The organism is Photobacterium sp. SKA34, from assembly GCF_000153325.1.
GTDB lineage: Bacteria > Pseudomonadota > Gammaproteobacteria > Enterobacterales > Vibrionaceae > Photobacterium.
The window spans coordinates 429,800-447,427 of record NZ_CH724143.1 but is presented as its reverse complement, the minus strand read 5'-3'; the positions used below and the strand labels follow the sequence as shown (position 1 = coordinate 447,427).

The 17,628-nt window shown below is 40.4% G+C and carries 14 protein-coding genes, 5 tRNA genes and 1 pseudogene; 10 read left to right on the top strand and 10 right to left on the bottom strand.

Features of this window, described 5'->3' with window-relative positions; translation table 11 throughout:
• Positions 1 to 218: 218 nt before the first annotated feature.
• Positions 219 to 1,418 carry a mannose-6-phosphate isomerase, class I gene (gene manA / locus SKA34_RS14995; protein ID WP_006646378.1) on the bottom strand — a complete coding sequence of 400 codons (1,200 nt, stop codon included), beginning with the start codon at positions 1,416 to 1,418 and terminating at the stop codon, positions 219 to 221.
• Between the two features lie 276 nt (positions 1,419 to 1,694).
• Here manA and SKA34_RS14990 point away from each other — a divergent pair, with 276 nt between their 5' ends.
• Positions 1,695 to 2,561, top strand: a complete 867-nt coding sequence (locus SKA34_RS14990) for an AraC family transcriptional regulator (protein WP_006646377.1) — start codon at positions 1,695 to 1,697, stop codon at positions 2,559 to 2,561.
• On the opposite strand, the gene SKA34_RS14985 is transcribed toward SKA34_RS14990, so the two are convergent.
• The 5 genes from SKA34_RS14985 to SKA34_RS14965 all read right to left on the bottom strand — a co-directional run bounded on the left by SKA34_RS14985 (position 2,533) and on the right by SKA34_RS14965 (position 9,271).
• On the bottom strand, positions 2,533 to 3,321 hold the full coding sequence (locus SKA34_RS14985) for a PTS sugar transporter subunit IIA (protein WP_006646376.1): 789 nt from the start codon (positions 3,319 to 3,321) through the stop codon (positions 2,533 to 2,535). The genes SKA34_RS14990 and SKA34_RS14985 overlap by 29 nt on opposite strands.
• 12 nt (positions 3,322 to 3,333) lie before the next feature.
• Positions 3,334 to 3,645 (bottom strand): PTS fructose transporter subunit IIB, encoded by a 312-nt coding sequence (locus tag SKA34_RS14980; RefSeq protein ID WP_006646375.1) that lies wholly within the window; start codon positions 3,643 to 3,645, stop codon positions 3,334 to 3,336.
• Positions 3,646 to 3,761: 116 nt separating this feature from the next.
• Positions 3,762 to 4,835 carry a 23S rRNA pseudouridine(2604) synthase RluF gene (gene rluF / locus SKA34_RS14975; protein ID WP_006646374.1) on the bottom strand — a complete coding sequence of 358 codons (1,074 nt, stop codon included), beginning with the start codon at positions 4,833 to 4,835 and terminating at the stop codon, positions 3,762 to 3,764.
• A gap of 225 nt (positions 4,836 to 5,060) precedes the next feature.
• Entirely contained in the window at positions 5,061 to 8,186 is a 3,126-nt protein-coding gene (locus tag SKA34_RS14970; protein ID WP_006646373.1) for a multidrug efflux RND transporter permease subunit, read from the bottom strand.
• Complete coding sequence (locus SKA34_RS14965) at positions 8,186 to 9,271, bottom strand: efflux RND transporter periplasmic adaptor subunit (RefSeq protein WP_006646372.1); 1,086 nt, start codon at positions 9,269 to 9,271, stop codon at positions 8,186 to 8,188. Before SKA34_RS14965 ends, SKA34_RS14970 begins: the two co-directional genes overlap by 1 nt.
• A gap of 180 nt (positions 9,272 to 9,451) precedes the next feature.
• Between SKA34_RS14965 and SKA34_RS14960 the strand changes: the two genes are divergently transcribed.
• The 6 genes from SKA34_RS14960 (at position 9,452) to SKA34_RS14935 (ending at position 11,998) form a co-directional block, all read left to right on the top strand.
• Positions 9,452 to 9,536, top strand: a tRNA-Tyr gene (locus SKA34_RS14960).
• A 65-nt stretch (positions 9,537 to 9,601) separates the two neighbouring features.
• Positions 9,602 to 9,686, top strand: a tRNA-Tyr gene (locus tag SKA34_RS14955).
• 66 nt (positions 9,687 to 9,752) lie between these two features.
• A tRNA-Tyr gene (locus SKA34_RS14950) sits at positions 9,753 to 9,837 on the top strand.
• Between the two features lie 66 nt (positions 9,838 to 9,903).
• A tRNA-Tyr gene (locus tag SKA34_RS14945) sits at positions 9,904 to 9,988 on the top strand.
• Between the two features lie 66 nt (positions 9,989 to 10,054).
• Positions 10,055 to 10,139: transfer RNA gene (locus tag SKA34_RS14940), tRNA-Tyr, on the top strand.
• A gap of 206 nt (positions 10,140 to 10,345) precedes the next feature.
• Positions 10,346 to 11,998, top strand: coding sequence for a response regulator (locus tag SKA34_RS14935; RefSeq protein ID WP_006646368.1), 1,653 nt, complete (start codon positions 10,346 to 10,348; stop codon positions 11,996 to 11,998).
• Between the two features lie 61 nt (positions 11,999 to 12,059).
• On the opposite strand, the gene SKA34_RS14930 is transcribed toward SKA34_RS14935, so the two are convergent.
• Positions 12,060 to 12,302 carry a GlsB/YeaQ/YmgE family stress response membrane protein gene (locus SKA34_RS14930; RefSeq protein WP_006646367.1) on the bottom strand — a complete coding sequence of 81 codons (243 nt, stop codon included), beginning with the start codon at positions 12,300 to 12,302 and terminating at the stop codon, positions 12,060 to 12,062.
• A gap of 469 nt (positions 12,303 to 12,771) precedes the next feature.
• Here SKA34_RS14930 and SKA34_RS14925 point away from each other — a divergent pair.
• The 3 genes and pseudogenes from SKA34_RS14925 to grxB all read left to right on the top strand — a co-directional run.
• Positions 12,772 to 13,501, top strand: a pseudogene (locus SKA34_RS14925) (SDR family NAD(P)-dependent oxidoreductase); the annotation flags it as partial.
• Between the two features lie 111 nt (positions 13,502 to 13,612).
• Complete coding sequence (gene xthA / locus SKA34_RS14920; RefSeq protein ID WP_006646364.1) at positions 13,613 to 14,419, top strand: exodeoxyribonuclease III; 807 nt, start codon at positions 13,613 to 13,615, stop codon at positions 14,417 to 14,419.
• 64 nt (positions 14,420 to 14,483) lie between these two features.
• Entirely contained in the window at positions 14,484 to 15,134 is a 651-nt protein-coding gene (gene grxB / locus SKA34_RS14915) for a glutaredoxin 2 (RefSeq protein WP_006646363.1), read from the top strand.
• A gap of 69 nt (positions 15,135 to 15,203) precedes the next feature.
• On the opposite strand, the gene SKA34_RS14910 is transcribed toward grxB, so the two are convergent.
• The 3 genes from SKA34_RS14910 to SKA34_RS14900 all read right to left on the bottom strand — a co-directional run bounded on the left by SKA34_RS14910 (position 15,204) and on the right by SKA34_RS14900 (position 17,513).
• The gene (locus SKA34_RS14910; protein ID WP_006646362.1) at positions 15,204 to 15,893 is read right to left on the bottom strand and encodes an ABC transporter permease; all 690 of its coding nucleotides are present in this window, start codon (positions 15,891 to 15,893) and stop codon (positions 15,204 to 15,206) included.
• A gap of 5 nt (positions 15,894 to 15,898) precedes the next feature.
• Positions 15,899 to 16,639 (bottom strand): ABC transporter permease, encoded by a 741-nt coding sequence (locus SKA34_RS14905; RefSeq protein ID WP_006646361.1) that lies wholly within the window; start codon positions 16,637 to 16,639, stop codon positions 15,899 to 15,901.
• A gap of 97 nt (positions 16,640 to 16,736) precedes the next feature.
• Complete coding sequence (locus SKA34_RS14900) at positions 16,737 to 17,513, bottom strand: ABC transporter substrate-binding protein (RefSeq protein ID WP_006646360.1); 777 nt, start codon at positions 17,511 to 17,513, stop codon at positions 16,737 to 16,739.
• Between the last annotated feature and the right edge of the window lie 115 nt (positions 17,514 to 17,628).

Here is a 17,628-nt window from a genome sequence, read left to right as displayed (position 1 = left end):
AAATAAAGGTGAAAAACATTATTTATCAGCAATTTAAATAAGAAAAGAAGTTCAAGCACATATGACAACCTGTAACGCTAAATTTTAAACAACTAGAAATAACACGCATCTGATATTCAATATCAACCTACTTTTAGTGAAATACTTCACACTATCAAAAACAAAAAAGCGACAGAAAATTCTGTCGCTTTAAATAAGTGCTAAGTCGTTAGATATGCTTAGTTATAGGCGCGGGCAAATGTACCAACACAAGTTACTTGATACAGCTCAGTATAAGCAGGAATAAACACTGACTGACCTTTCTCTATTACGACACCATCACCATCACCATGGGTCAATGTTACTGGTGCATCAATGGCAAAGACTATTTCAGCACTATTCACCGTAAGACGAATGTTGTCTACTTGCTTGTAAACACTGAACTTAAAGTCAGGAACTGGGATTGCGTAATGTAGACCATTTTCAGCTTGTGTTGGGGCTAACAACAATGAATCAAAAGCCATTGGTGTAAAATAAGTATTTGTAACGAGCTCTGGTACATCCATGTATTTTGGCGTTAAACCTGCGCGCAATACATTATCGGAGTTCGCCATGATTTCTAAACCCGTACCTTTAATGTAGGCATGTGGCGTACAGGCACTAAGGAACATCGCTTCACCCGGTTGAAGGGTTAATACATTTAGCATTAATGGTGCAAATAAACCAATATCACCAGGATATTGCTCGGCTAACTCTAATAATAAAGCAAACAATGGTAGATCGTTATGTGCTTCACTGTAAGCCAATAATGCGTTTACAGCCGAAGCTTTTTGCTCACCTTCAAGCGATAACATTGCAGTAAAGAAATCACGTAAGCCCGCTTCCGTTTGATTGGCATTAAATGCTGCTACTAACTCACTGATAGATTGAATTTCAAGTGCATTGAACTGCGCAGCAATGTCTTCAATTTGGCGGAAACCATTCATCGCTTGGTACGGTGTTAACGCAAAGACTAACTCTGGCTTGTGGTTTGGATCTTTGTAATTACGGTTCGCCGCATTACGAGCAATGCCCATTTGCTCTTCTTTCGCAAAGCCTACTTCTGCTTGCTGCTTATTTGGGTGAACCTGAATAGACAGTGCTTTTTCTGCCGCTAACACTTTAAATAAATACGGCAGCTCACTAAATTGTTGCTGGGTTTGCACACCAATGATCGCATCCGGATCCGTTGCAATGAAGTCAGACAACTTTACCGACTTCCCCTGTACTTCAATTTTAGAGCAACCATTCGCATGGGCGCCCATCCATAATTCTGCTTGTGGTTTAGCATCAGGGTTCGCGATATCAAACAAAGATTTAATCGAGGTTTTACTTCCCCATGCATAATCTTGAATCACATTATTCATTTTAAAAAACACAGAACGGTGAGTACCAGCCATATTAATTCCTAAATTTATTATCGTTGTGCATCGATGAAATCGTATTCCACTTAGCAAATCATAAAAATTACAAAGAGGAATACCATTTAAACGATCGTAAATGGTACATAAATCAAAAAGTGGAACATCCATCAAGGTCACAATACAACCTTATTCGATATAATCCATTGGTTGGCTCATGTTTTACAATATATTGCGCTGCACTATAGCAAAAGAAACCGTAAAGATTCATTCCTAACTCACAATCCTTACAACTCAGTTTTATTGGCGGCAATAATGGATACTGTATTTCTTAACCTTATTGATTCTATTCTCGAAGAGCGAGAAAGCTTTAACCATATTTTGTTTGCCAATGATCACACCACACCACCACAATTTAGTTATCAAGTGAATTTTCCTCGTCTTGAATTGGTACTTAAAGGCGAATATATGAATCAATTAGAAGATGGTGAATATGGCATTCGTGATATTAACTTGATGCTGGGTGATGCTCTGTATATCCCACCAAACTGTTGGAATAAACCCAATTGGGATACGGAATGCTCGGTATTGAGCCTACTGTTTGGTAAAAGACAAATTGGTTTTAGTTTAGTCAGCAAAAGCAAAGACAATCCTCACTTTTTTGATGTGCAAAAACACTCAATCCAAGCCGCGACAGGACACGCTATTGATCCTATTTTATCGGCATTGAATATGCTGGCAAAAGAACCAACGAAAAAACCAATGGATGAACACCTATTGTTGGCGCTCCTTAGCTATAGCCGTTCTATGCTCAATACCCCTGATAGGGTAAAAAAGAATCGTTGTGAAGATCTCTATCAAGGGATTTGTATTTATATTCAAGAGAATTTTCACCGCGCGATCAGCCGAGAATCCATCGCTCATCGCTTTAACATTACCCCTAATCACCTCTCGCGCTTATTTAGACAGCAGGGGCATATGCGATTAGCAGATTACATCTGCTGGGTACGGTTAGAACGCGCAAAATTTATGCTCAAGAAATACAATTTTCGTTTAGCGGAAGTAGCAACTCGATGCGGGTTTCAAGATATGAATTACTTTTGTCGAGTATTTAAAAACAAAACAGCTCGTACACCAACTGAATATCGCAACCTTAATCAGACGCTAGCATCACCTCAATGATCAGCGCTTGTATGACATTACTATCAGAGGCTTGGCGCAAAGCATCTGCATAACGATCTTGTAATAGTTGCTTTGAAAACCGAGAAAAAGCCATTAGCACTGAACGTGATAAGGGCTTGGGTAATACCATCATTAATACCTTACCTACATCTCCTCGTGCGCTGTGCCAATCCATTTTCTGACAACAGGAAATTACCATTGCAGGCTGAGTAATGGGTTCTATCATCACATGGGGCATCGCAATACCATTACCCATCACAGTCGCAGAAATACTTTCACGCTTTTCTATCGCAGCTAACACCTCTTGATAATCATCGACTTTAATCACCTTTTCATCCACCAGCGAGCGTGTCATCGTTGCTAATAATTGTGCTTTCGTATTATCGACCTGAATTTTTTTCGGCGTGATAAAAGAAAGAGGAAAATCTAGCAATGTCATACGCTGTTTTAAAATACTATTCCCCTTACTATCGCTCAATGGCAACAATAACGGACAAGCATATTCGTGAATAAAATCAGTCAGCACCAATAAGGCTAATTCAGCATCCACGCCTGTGATAACAAGCTGACACAATTGATAAGGTTTACTTGCAAGAGTTGAAATGCGCAAAGGCTTGGTTACCGACTCAGAGCGTAACAATTGCAAGTTAAACACCTGCACATCGGCAGTAAAATAGCTGGCGAGCTTTTTCAATTTGTCTAACTGATAAAGGGGTAATCCAGTGTGACCACAATAGAAGGTAAGGCGTCTTTCCAACATCGTAATGCTCTGCTATTGGATAATTAATTGCTGGCAGCGTTTTAGCACAGCTTCTGGATCAACTAAGACTTCTTCAATAGTAACACAATGGATTTTACTGCCTGTGAATCGGCTACGCTGCTCTACTTCAATATCTGAAGCTATCAAGGTTAAATCTGCTTTAGCAATATCTTGCAGTGTTAACTGATCTTCAATCCCCATCGCACCTTGCGTTTCAACGTGGATCTGAATTCCCATTTTATGCGCTGTTTTATTTAGCGCATCTGCTGCCATGTAAGTATGGGCGATCCCCGTAGGACAAGCTGTTACAGCAACAATTTTCATGCTATTTCCTTATTTACACATCGACTTACGCACCAATAAAAACGCCCTTAAAACTATCCACTCTGTCTAGAGAATGTATAAGAAACTAAAGGGCGTTATTTATCTATTTAAGTGTATTAATCTTCTTTTTTAGATTTCCACTTTTTGATGCCAGTACTTTTACCACCAAAACTTGGTTTTGAATCACGATCTGAAGTACGCGCTGGACGACGATTATCATTACGCCCCTGACTACGCTGTTGGCGCGATTCACCGCTTTCTTCATTGCGGCGATTTTGACGCTGACCACCAGGACGACGAGTAAATTCACCCGTACCACTGTAGGTTTTAAATGCTTTTTCTTGAGCACGCTTTTCATTACGCGCTTCTTGCTGGCGGTGATCGTAAAGTTTCGCATCGGTGGCTTTAGCAATTTTACGACCTTCAGCATCAACTTTTGATGCTTCTTCAGTACCTGATGATTGTGCAATTAAACGGTTAATTTCACCGATTTCATCATCAGTTAAGTAGCGCCACTTACCATTGGGTAAACCATCAATAGTGATGTTCATAATGCGTACTCGGCGAAGCTTATACACTTCATAACCAAGCGCTTCACACATACGACGGATCTGACGGTTCAAACCTTGAGTTAGCACAATACGGAAAGAGAAATTCGTTTCTTTCGTTACCTTACAAGGCAAGGTTACCGTATCTAAGATCTCAACACCTGACGCCATTTTCTCTAGGAATTCTGGCGTGATCACTTTATCAACACGGACTACGTATTCTTTTTCGTGAGAGTTACCCGCACGTAGGATCTTATTAACGATGTCGCCATCATTAGTTAAGAAGATCAAGCCATCTGATGGCTTATCTAAACGACCAATAGGGAAAATACGCTTGCGGTGACCAATAAAATCAACGATGTTACCTTCGATATGACGTTCAGTGGTACACGTGATCCCTGTTGGCTTATTTAGTGCGATATAAATTGGACGCTCTTTGCTACGAAGTGGCTTATCATCAATAAGCACATCATCGTTATCCATTACTCGTACGCCCATCTCTGGTTTTTGACCATTGATAGTGACGCGTCCCTGATCAATCAGCTTGTCCGCCTCACGGCGTGAGCAATAGCCTGTATCACTGATGAATTTATTAAGACGAACCCCTTTTGGGCTCTGCTGTTCAGTTGGATTCTGTGACATGGTTTTCTTCTATAATGGGCTTTAGGACGATCAGGGTAAAAAGCTACAAACGTGCAGTTTAATTACTCGATAGTTATCTATGCAGAAGTTTAACTGATTGCTCACTAAAGAGGTAGTCGCCGTAAGCTTACACCTATAAAAAGGTAAATAAAAAGGCGATAAGGTTTATCCTTATCGCCTTTTATTAAACTAACGCTTTAATAGCGAGTTCTATAAAGAGATCATCTATTTAGGTAAATCACCATGGCTAATACGCCCTGTGTAATCATGCTGCAGCTCTTTTTCTAGCAAGCTCTCGACATAACCCGGTGATTTAGTCTTACCAGCCATTAAGCGGTACATTGCAGGAATAACAAACAAGGTCACTAAGGTCGCGAACGCCATACCGAAGAACACCACAGTACCCACAGAGATACGGCTTTCAGCCCCCGCTCCCGTTGAGATAATCAGCGGAATAGCACCAAATAAAGTAGTAAATGCAGTCATTAATATTGGACGCAGACGACGTACTGATGCATCAATGATCGCTTGTTCAAACTCAATACCTTTATCACGCAACTGGTTGGCAAATTCTACAATCAAAATACCATTCTTGGTCACCATACCAATAAGCATGATCATACCAATTTGACTGTAGATATTAAGCCCTTGCCCCATTAACCATAAACCAGCTAAGCCACCGAAGATCCCCATAGGAACCGTCAGCATCACTACCAGCGGGTTTACAAAGCTTTCAAACTGCGCAGCAAGAACTAAGTAAGCCACTAGCAAGGCTAAACCAAAGACAATGGCAATACTGCTTTGATTATCTCTAAAGTCTTTCGACTCTCCCGCATAGTTAATCGTAATATCCGATGGCAACTTCTCTATCGCTTGTTGATCCAAGAAATCCAACGCTTCCCCTAAGGTGTAACCTTCAGACAGGTTCGCCGTTAACGTGATCGATTTCTGTTTCTGGTTATGGCTAAGCTTTTGCGCTGATGCGACTTCATCAATCGAAGCAACGGTATCAAGCGTGACAAGTTGACCATTTTTCGCACGTAAATAAATCTGACTAAGATCAGCGGAGCTATTAAAGCGGTTCTCGTCACCACGCAGGTAAACATCGTACTCTTCACCACGATCTACAAAAGTAGTTTCACTACGTCCGCCCAACATCACTTCCAGTGTTTCTGCAATATCTGAAACCGGAATCCCTAAATCCGCCGCACGTTGACGATCAATATTAACCATCAATTCAGGTGTGGTTTCTGCATAATCTAAATCAACCCCTTCCATCATTGGGCTGTCTTCTGCAATGTGTTTTAGCTCCGATGCCCACTTAAACAACTCTTGATAATCAGAGCCACCGAGTACAAATTGAACCGGCTCAGAAGAACCACCGCGAAAACCTGGCATAATTGGAATAACACGCACATCAGGAATACCTGTTAGTGCTTTACTCACCATACCTAATGCTTGTTGTGCCGTTACACTGCGATCTTGCCAATCATCTAGCTGCATGATCACAAAGCCAGTTTGATCCCCTGCTCGACCACCAAACGCGGGTGATTGAATACTGACAGATTTCAATACGCCTTTGCCCAACATTGGCAGCAAACGGCTTTCAACTTCATCCATATTGCCGATCATACGGTTATAACTGGTACCTTCAGCACCTTTCACAAAGGCAAACAATACACCGCGATCTTCTTGCGGCGCTAATTGGGCAGGGATCACTTTCATCAAAGTTGCACTTGCGCCAATACACGCTAATACAACAATCGGTGCGATAAAGCGCTTTTTAACAGCAAACGTAACGCCTTTGCGATAGACATTTTCAAGCTTATCAAACTGACGATTAACCCATAGGTTAAAGCGAGTTGGTTTTACATTGGCTTTTAAGATTTTACTGCCCATCACAGGCGTTAAAGTTAACGCAATTAATGAAGAGAAAATGACCGCCATCGCAAGTAATACTGAGAACTCAGTAAATAAGCGTCCTACCATACCTTCCATAAAGGAAATCGGTAAGAACACCATCACCAGTACCGCTGTGGTCGCAATCACCGCAAACCCCACTTCACGGGTACCTTTATACGCAGCAAGCAATGGTGACTCACCGCGCTGCATGTGATGGAAAATATTCTCCACCACCACAATGGCATCATCGACCACCAACCCGATAGCAAGAATTAATGCCATTAAGGTCAGCAAGTTGATTGAAAAACCAAAGAAATACGCGGTAATAAACGCTGAAATTAACGATACTGGCACAGTTACCGCTGGAATTAAGGTTGCACGTGCTTGTCCAATAAAGACATAAAGCACCAAAATCACCAAAGCACCCGTGACTAATAATGTGCTGTACACTTCACTGATTGAGCGCTCTATAAATACCGTCGCATCGTAATCGACCGTTAAGCTTGTTCCTTCAGGTAAGAACTTCTGCATTCGCGCGACTTCTGCGCGAACATCTTTTGCCACTTCTAACGGGTTAGCATCAGACATAGTGACAATACCTAAACTTAAGTTAACAACCCCGTTGCTTTTAAAGGTTGAATTTTCATTTTCAGCACCAATTGCAACATCAGCCACATCTTTTAGGTAAATGGGCGTACCATTTTCTGTGGTTCTAACCGTCAGGTATTTAAAATCATTGGCCGTGCGATATAAACGGGCCGTTCGCACAGCCATAACGGTTTGATCATTACGTACTTCACCACCGGGTAATTCAACGTTTTCATCACGTAACGCGTCAATAATATCTTTTGTGGTAACGCCACGACCTGCCATTAATTCAGGTTTCAGTTTTAGGTACATCACCTTATACAGGCCGCCACTTAAACTGACTGAACTCACCCCATTAATTAAGCTGAAACGATCTTCTAATACTCGCTGGGCATAATCAGTTAACTGAGTACGATCCATCTCTGATGAGGATAAATTGATATAAACGGCAGGCTCACCTGAACCATTGTCTTTCGACACAATAGGATCACTCGCATCATCCGGTAGACGTCGTTGAGCCCGGGCAACCGCATCACGCACATCACTAACACCTTCGGTAAGGTCCCAATCCATCGAAAATTCAATCGAAATACGTGACATTCCATTTCGTGTGACCGAGGTGATATTGTCAATGCCACTAATACCTGACAACTCATCTTCAATCGGAGTGGTGACTTGGCTTTCCATTACCGTCGCTGATGTGCCGTCATATGTAGTCATCACGGTAACAACAGGGCTTTCCACATCAGGCATTTCTCTTATTGCTAATTTAGAGAAAGACACCACACCAAACACACACAGCAATAAACTTAAAACAATTGCAACAACAGGGCGTTTAACCGAAATGTCTGATAACCACATTAGCTACTTGCTCCATGCTGTGAATTATTCTTTTTTGCTGTTATATCCGAAACTTTTATTCCATCTCGCATATTCACTAATCCTTGAACAACAATACGATCACCAATCTCTACGCCCTTATTAACTACCACGGTATTATCAATACGGGCACCAATCTCAACTTCAGTTCGATGTACTTTTTGTTTATCATCAACAAGATAGATAAAGCGTTTAGTACCTGAGTACTCAATCGCTTGAACCGGAATTACCGCTTTAGGTTGTGGTAAAAAACCAATATCAGCCGCTAGCAACATCCCAGGCTTAAGTGCATTATCTTTGTTATCAAATACCACTCGAACTTTGATATTTAAAGAATCGGTTTGCACACGTGAGTCAATCGCTTGTACTTCACCATTAAACACACGATCAGGCCATGCTTGGCTTGTTGCGATAACTTTCATTCCCGGTATAAGGTGAGAGAGATATTGCTCAGGAACAGGAATGTCTAATCGCATTGTCGAAAGATCATCAAACGTCAGCAGTTCCACACCTTCAGCAACACGATGACCTTGGCTGAAATCAAAGAGTCCAACTGTGCCATTAAAAGGCGCGCGGATCATGTGATCATTAAGCTCGGCACGCGCCCCTTTTAAACGAGCTTGAGCGATATTGACACTGGTCGTCTGCGCATCAATTTCTGTTTGGGTGATCGCACCACGTTTCACTAAGCGTTTAAATTCGTTTAATTTACGTTGCTCGTCATTTAAATAGGCTAGAGCTTCATCAAAGGCCGCTTTCGCTTTGTCATCATTAAGTTGGATTAATAGTGTGCCTTTTTGAACACTTTGATTTGGCTTAACTTCTATATTTTTAATCTGTGCAGATGTTTCTGCTGCAATATTCACAGAGTGCTCAGCTTGTAACTTTCCGGTTAAAGAAAGTGATTGAGCAATAGGCATAGAAGAGACCGTTCCCATCGTGACATTCACAACTCGGCTTGATCGCGCATCCTTCTTTTCTTGTGCAGCATGAGAGGTTCCCTGAAAGTAGAAGTAACCACCAGATAACACTGCAGTTACTAATACAGCTACGGACATTTTTTTCATTATCAACACACCATAAATAATCCTGCCGTAATAATATCTGAATCTACGGTTAAGCAACGTCAAGAAATGTAAATAAAAGCAACAATTAGTAATCTGATGAAAATTCAGGCAAACACTCAGTATTTAAAAGAAAAGTCTTTACAGGATCAGAATGTTTGCTATTATCCGCTCCTCACTTGTGGTGGGGTTCCCGAGTGGCCAAAGGGAGCAGATTGTAAATCTGCCGGCACTGCCTTCGAAGGTTCGAATCCTTCCCTCACCACCATCTAATTTGAAAAGCTGTCGCCACTGACATCTTTTCTGGCGAAAGCCAAATGAGCAATACCCCGTGGTGGGGTTCCCGAGTGGCCAAAGGGAGCAGATTGTAAATCTGCCGGCACTGCCTTCGAAGGTTCGAATCCTTCCCCCACCACCATCTATTTCGAAAAGCTGTCGCCACTGACGTCTTTTCTGGCGAAAGCCAAAATGAGCAATACCCCGTGGTGGGGTTCCCGAGTGGCCAAAGGGAGCAGATTGTAAATCTGCCGGCACTGCCTTCGAAGGTTCGAATCCTTCCCCCACCACCATCTATTTCGAAAAGCTGTCGCCACTGACATCTTTTCTGGCGAAAGCCAAAATGAGCAATACCCCGTGGTGGGGTTCCCGAGTGGCCAAAGGGAGCAGATTGTAAATCTGCCGGCACTGCCTTCGAAGGTTCGAATCCTTCCCCCACCACCATCTATTTCGAAAAGCTGTCGCCACTGACGTCTTTTCTGGCGAAAGCCAAAATGAGCAATACCCCGTGGTGGGGTTCCCGAGTGGCCAAAGGGAGCAGATTGTAAATCTGCCGGCACTGCCTTCGAAGGTTCGAATCCTTCCCCCACCACCATCATTCAAACCAGTAGCCTAGGCTGCTGGTTTTTTTCTATCTATACCTTTTACACCTTCATCATTTCCCTATCCCAGCTCTAAATTTAAGTTTTAAGAAATTGCTATAATTTTATTCTATAGTTATTTTTACAGCATTAAATCAGTAAGCACTAAAAGTCATATTGATTACGATAAATTCAATAAAAGCAAATATATGGATAGCTTATGCCGCTAGGTTTCACGGAGTTAGAACAGGAAAGGTGGAACAACATAAAAGTACTGATCGTTGACGATCAGCTTTCTTGTGCCCAGCTTGTCAAAAGTGTATTAGCTAAAATTGCGATAAAATCAATCGATATTGCAACCTACTACCAACAAGCAATACAGCTCTGTCAGAACCAACGTTACGATTTGATCTTGTTTGATTTTCATCTTAACCAAAATATCAATGGTGGTGAATTACTCGCTTTATTACGCAAAAGAAATATTATTAGCTCTAACTGTGGGATTATTTTTTTCTCAGGTGATCGTTCTCCAGAAGTCATATCAACCACAATGGGAATTGATCCAGATAGCTTCTTGACCAAACCCATCAATGTTGGAACATTAAAGCAGCGAGTGATCAACGTTTACAAAATGTGCTTACTCCGCCAACCGATTTATAATGCTTTAGATAAAAAAGATATTAAACTTGCTATTCAAGGTTGTCGTCAATTATTACTCGAACAAGGCCATAATCTTCATATTGAAGCATTATTACTTGAGCTATTAATAGAACAAAAGCAGTGGCAACAAGCAGAACAATTATTGGCTGTATTTAAACAACGTACTCAACACCATAAATTAGTGCTTATTGATGCTCAGCTAGCCATAAAACAAGGAAATACTATTGATGCTATAAATCAACTTAAGCTGCTAATAAAACAAGTACCTTTGTGTGTTACCGCTTATGATGAACTGGCTTATCTTTATCAGCACGATAAGCAATTAGAAAACGCATTAGATATCGCTCAGCAAGTACTTACATTAACGCCTACAATCCCACATAGAGCCTTGTTAGTTGCTCAACTCGCGGCAGATATGAATGATATCGAGACTTTTTTATATGCTGGAAAAACGTTAGCAACACATTTACCTATTATCGATCAATGGTGGTTAGTCAACTTTGCTGAATACACTGCTATTTTTGAGCAAATCTATACCAGTCAACTATCACTTCAACATAACCTCCGCTTACACAATGAAATCAAAATCATTCATAGTTTTGCCTTACAGCGACTTCAAGACGATCAAAAATACTTATTGGATGCCTTTGCTAATATTGCACTTGCACGTATTAATCACACCGATCGACACAAACAAAAAGCAAAAAGACGATTACTTCAAGGACTGAGCCCCTTTTTTGGTGCGATGAGTCAAGCTCCCACTATTATTATGGTGGACTCTCTACCAATGCTTATAAGTTACGGGGAAACACGATTAATTGGGGAGATCTATCAGGTACTCATGACACGCTCAGAATTAGATGGTCACAGTCAATTTCGTTTAAGTGAACTGACAGAAAAACAACTTATTATTGAAAATGTTCGACTACTGGTTAGTCATTTAGAAACCGCAAAAGTGAACTTAATCCAAGATTCAAAACGTGCCGAAGCACTGTACAGCACCATTTTGCATGATTACCCACAATGTAGTGAAGCTATGATAGGTTATTGCGAAAGTTTACTTAACCAACATCAATATAATGATTGCGAGGCGCTCGAGTATTTAAAACAAATAAAAAAAATACCGCTGCCGCAACCACTAGCAAACTGGAAGAAAACACTGATAAAGCGATATAGTTCAACATATACAACAGTGATAAATCAGATCGATTAAATAATAAAAAACCTAGAGCACAATACGTATTCTAGGTTTTTTATACCCTTTATTTCGTCAATTAACGAATAAATCGGTTATAGATAAATAGCAGTACCAAAGCACCAACAGTTGCAACAATAATGGTACCAAGTAAACCTGAAGCACCAATACCCAGCAATGAACCAAGGAAACCACCGGCAAAAGAACCAGCAATACCTAAACCACATGTAGCAATCCAACCGCCACCATCATTTCCAGGCATTAACCATTTAGCTAACGCACCAGCGATAAGACCAACAATAATCCAAGTGATAATAGACATTATATTTTCCTTCGTCTGTGGCAGTAACAATATCATTACTGCGTTATATTCATCCGAATACTATTTAAAACAATATGTTGTAGTATTTCGTATTCATCTAGCATAGACCTGATAACGAATTCAGTACAAGTAAAGTACGTATTTTTTATCTCTTTTTATCATGACCTAGAATTACAGCTAAAAATAGACTGTTATTAAAAATCTAATCTATTGATTTTAATAACTATATTTAACCATCCAATTAAAATTAATTCTTCAACACAAAAATAAAACACTGATTTATTTATTTGACATACATACCATTACGTAAATATGAATAAATTATTCAAATATATTTCCCAAAAAACAACATTGTATTTAGCTATTCATCCCTTCTTGATACCTAAAATAACAAGTGTTCATCATCACAAAATAGTATTAATAAGAGACTTAAGATAACGCCACTATTTATATGACATAAGAATTAGCTATGAACAGATTTGAAGGAAAAGTAGTCATTATCAAAGGTGCAGGTAATGGCATGGGTAAAGCTGAGCACACCGTTTTGCCTCTGAAGACGCAATTGCTGTTCTAGCAGATCTTTATCAAGACGCACTAGATAAAGTACACAGTGAGTAAATTGCAGAAAAACACTGAGTATTAAAACCGATATTTTAAATGAAGCTGAAGTGAAAAACTTTATTGATCAAACCACTAAGAATTTCAATAAAGTTGACATTTTAATGAATAATGCTGGCGTACATATTCCAGGCACAATATTAGACAGTAGCGTTCAATATTGGGAAAAAATCTCTAGCGTAAATATTAACGGTGCTATTTACTGTTCTAAATATACATTACCTCACTTGATCGAAAGTAAAGGCTGTATTGTTAATAATGACTCTGTTTCTGGTTTAGGTGCTGACTGGGGCGCTGCTTACTACTGCGTGTCAAAAGGTGTGATAGTCAACTTAACTCGTGTACTTGCAATGGATTTTGGCCTAGAAGGTGTGCGTGTTAACTCTGTATGCCCAAACCTAGTGAAAACCAACATGACTAATGGCTGGCCTGACGATATTAACGAACGTATCCCGCTAGGACGTGTAGCAGAACCTGAAGAAGTTGCAGCGGTAATGAGTTTCTTAGCAAGTGATGATACAAGCTTTGTAAACTTACCTGTAGATGGTGGTGTTACCGCTTCCGCTTCCCCTCGTTTTATATCGATTAACCTCATCGGTTATTTAAAAGAAATAGGTTCTACCAGCGTTAAATATCTATGTTAGTATCTTTTCTTATCCGTAATTAAAAACTGACAGTAATCGGAATAAATGATGAAAGTTATCTCCTTCAATATCAACGGGCTACGCGCTCGCCTTCACCAACTTCAAGCCTTAATTGAAAAGCATCAGCCGGATGTGATCGGCTTACAAGAAATCAAAGTTCATGATGAAGCCTTCCCTTTAGCGGATGTTGAAGCGATGGGCTACAAAGTTTACTTCCATGGTCAAAAAGCTCATTACGGTGTTGCAATGCTATGTAAGCAAGAGCCAATTAGCGTACAAAAAGGGTTCCCAACCGATGATGAAAATGCTCAACGTCGAATGATCATGGCAACCTTTAAGCAAGACAGCGGCAAGAATATCACTGTGATGAACGGTTACTTCCCACAGGGCGATAATATTAAGCACGAAACAAAATTTCCTGCAAAAGAGAAGTTCTACGCTGATCTGATGAATTACCTCAATACTGCCCACACTAACGATGAAGAACTAATCGTGATGGGTGATATTAATATCAGTCCTATGGATTTAGATATTGGTATTGGCCCAGCTAATGCTAAACGCTGGCTAAAAACAGGTAAATGCTCATTCCAACCAATTGAACGTGAGTGGTTACAAACCTTACTAGACTGGGGCTTTACCGATACTTTCCGGCAACTTCACCCTACGGTAGATGATAAATATTCATGGTTTGACTACCGATCAAAAGGCTTTGTTGATAATCGCGGTCTACGCATTGATGTTATTCTTGCTACACCATCACTGGCTGAGCGCTGTATTGAATCAGATGTCGACTACGAATTACGTGGCATCGAAAAACCCTCTGATCACGCACCTATTTGGTCTGTCTTCAAATAATGAATAAAGGTGAGTATCTACTCTCCTTTTTATCTTCACTCTACTTCACCACAAGGGACTAACTATGAAGTTGTTTGTATTTGATCATTGCCCTTTCTGCGTAAAAGCAATGATGATTGCGGGCTTAAAAAAAGCCGATATTGAATTGGTTTACCTACAAAACCACGATATTGATGCACGTATAGACAAAGTAGGCGCTAACATGGTACCTATTTTACAAAAGCCAGATGGTAACTATATGGCTGAGAGCTTAGATGTCGTCAAATTTATCGACAACAACGATGGCAATCCTGTTCTAGCGCCGGAAGTACATCAAGATGAATTAGTACAATGGGCTGAAGCGGCACGAGATTGTGTGCCTTACCTACTCTATCCACGCTGGCTAAAAGTAGATCTACCAGAGTTTCAGGTTGAAGAAGCAAAAACGTGGTTCCACAACAAGAAAAAAACAATGTTATCAGTCAGCTTTGAACAAGCTTTTGAAGACTCTGCGCACTACATTGAACTCGCAAATAAAGCACTGCAAACATTAGAATGGGTAACACTACCTTCTGAGCGTAGCAACCAACTTAGCTATGATGATATTCATCTATTTCCAATGCTGCGTAATTTAACTGTCGTGAAAGGGATCCAATACCCAACTCGTGTACGTCAATACATTGATGAAGTAGCTTCACAGACTTCTGTCCCACTTTACGATGATGTGGCGGTGTAAGAGAAAGAGCTTATAAAACAAAAAGCTCAGCATCTATTATTAGCCTGCTGAGCTTTTCTATTCAACCTATTAATCTGTTATCTCAGTTAATGGCTGTAAATGGCGTAAATACCGCGCTTCAAGTTTTTTAAATACCCAGATGATGGCAAACGTCAGCACCATGTAACAAAGCCCAGCAAACAAGAAAGATTCAAACGGTGCGTAATAACGAGAATTCACAATCCTCGCAGCCCCTGTTAAATCAACAATTGTCACAATCCCAGCAACAGCTGAGCCATGAACCATGAAGATCACTTCATTACTGTATGCTGGTAACGCTCGTCGTAATGCACTTGGAAGAATAATACGACGAAACGCTTGAAATGGGCTCATGCCATAAGCTTTCGCTGCTTCTATCTCACCTTGCGGCATACTATTAATAGAGCCTCGAATAATTTCAGCAGTATATGCAGCAGTATTTAAGATGAAAGCGACGAGAGCACAGAACCATGCCTCTTGCCACATTGTACCCTGAACATCGATAACTTGGCTTAATCCGTAATAGATAAGATAAAGCTGAATCAATAGCGGCGTACCACGAAAAAAATAAATGTATGCCCAAGCTGGAAACGCAATAAGTTTATTACTACTATTTCTCATCATCCCAATAGGGATCGCGCAAATTAAACCGATCACTAACGAAACGGTAACCATCCACACTGTGGTGTAAAAACCTTCTAGATAGATTTCCCAACTTTCTGTAAAGATACTAAAGTCCATCGGCTCTACCTCGTAGGAATACTGTATTTACGCTCGGCCCAATTCAGGGCCAAGGTTGAAATAGAGGTAAAGATCAAAAACACAACCGCAATAGTAAAATAGAACGTAAACGGTTTTTGGGTGGTTCCTGCAGCCAATGCCCCTTTGCGCACCATGTCATCTAAACCAATGATAGAAACCAGTGCGGTGGTTTTTAATAACACTAACCAGTTATTACCAAAACCAGGTAAAGCATGACGGACCATCTGTGGCAGTAAAATACGACGAAAGGATAAAAATGCACTCATACCATAAGCTTTACCTGCCTCTAGCTCACCTTTATCCACCGCTAAAATCGCACCACGAAACGTTTCCGCCATGTACGCGCCAAAGATAAAACCAATCGTTAAAATGCCCGCGAAAAATGGGCTGATCTCAATATAGTCGGGTAAATAACTCGTCCATTCATGAGTAGGATCTGACTGAGTGAAGTAATTATTTACCCATTCGTTAATGTTATACAAGCTATCATTAAGCAGCATCTGACCACCGAAGAAAATCAGCATCATTAAGACAAGATCAGGAATACCGCGAATAACTGTAGTATAAAGAGTGGCAATAGCACGCGCCCAACGATAAGGTGATAATTTGGCTAAAGCGCCTAACATACCCAATGTTGCTGCTAACAAAAGAGAAAGCAGTGCGACCTGTATTGTTATCATCGCCCCTTGGGCTAAAGACCATCCATATCCATATAAATCGAACAACGTCATACTCCTTCATTGTCCGAATAAGAGAGCACTTAGCTAATCCTTTGACGAGATCACCACATCAAAAACTAGGTACTCTTTATTCATTTATGATTTACTGACCGTAGACATCATATTTGAAATACTTATCAGCAATCTGCTTGTATTGACCGCTTTCACGTAGTGCGAGAATAGCTTCATCCAGTTTTTTGGTTAGATCTTTGTCTTGTTTACGCACGGCAATACCAAAACCTTCACCGAACCATTTAGGATCTGTTAATGATGGACCGATAAATTCAAAACCTTCACCACCATCTTTATTTAACAAACCTTCTTCTAATGCCGATGCATCACCTAATACGCTAACAATACGACCAGCTTTTAAATCTAGGTAGGCTTCGTCAAATGAGCCATAACGAACAATTTCAACAGATTCACCGAAATTATCCGTTAAATATTTATCATGAGTCGTTGCACGTTGAACGCCAATCTTTACCCCTTTAAGACCTTCTTTGGTAAAATCAAGTTCTGTGCCCTTTTTTGCAACAAACTTGTTCGGGATAAGAGCATACTTACCTGTAAAATCTATTTTCTTTTTACGCTCTTCAGTAATAGACATCGCAGCAATAATTGCATCGTATTTACGAGCAAGCAGAGATGGAATTATGCCATCCCAATCTTGGGATACAATTTTACATTTCACCTGCATTTGCGTACAAAGCGCGTTTGCCATATCCACATCAAAACCTTTTAGCTCACCGTTTGGCTCAGTCCAGCTAAAAGGAGGGTAAGCACCTTCAATACCAAATCGTACTTCTTTCCATTCTTTTGCTTGGACAACTGACGCACTCATCGCTGAAATTAGTGTTGCGGCTAAAATCCATTTTTTCATATCGCTTCTCCTGCTACGTTTAATTATTCACACCAAGCTATGCTGTGAACCATGTACTATTCGTACGCTTATCTAATCACAGAGTTATAGCCTCTATGTCTTAGTCGACAACACT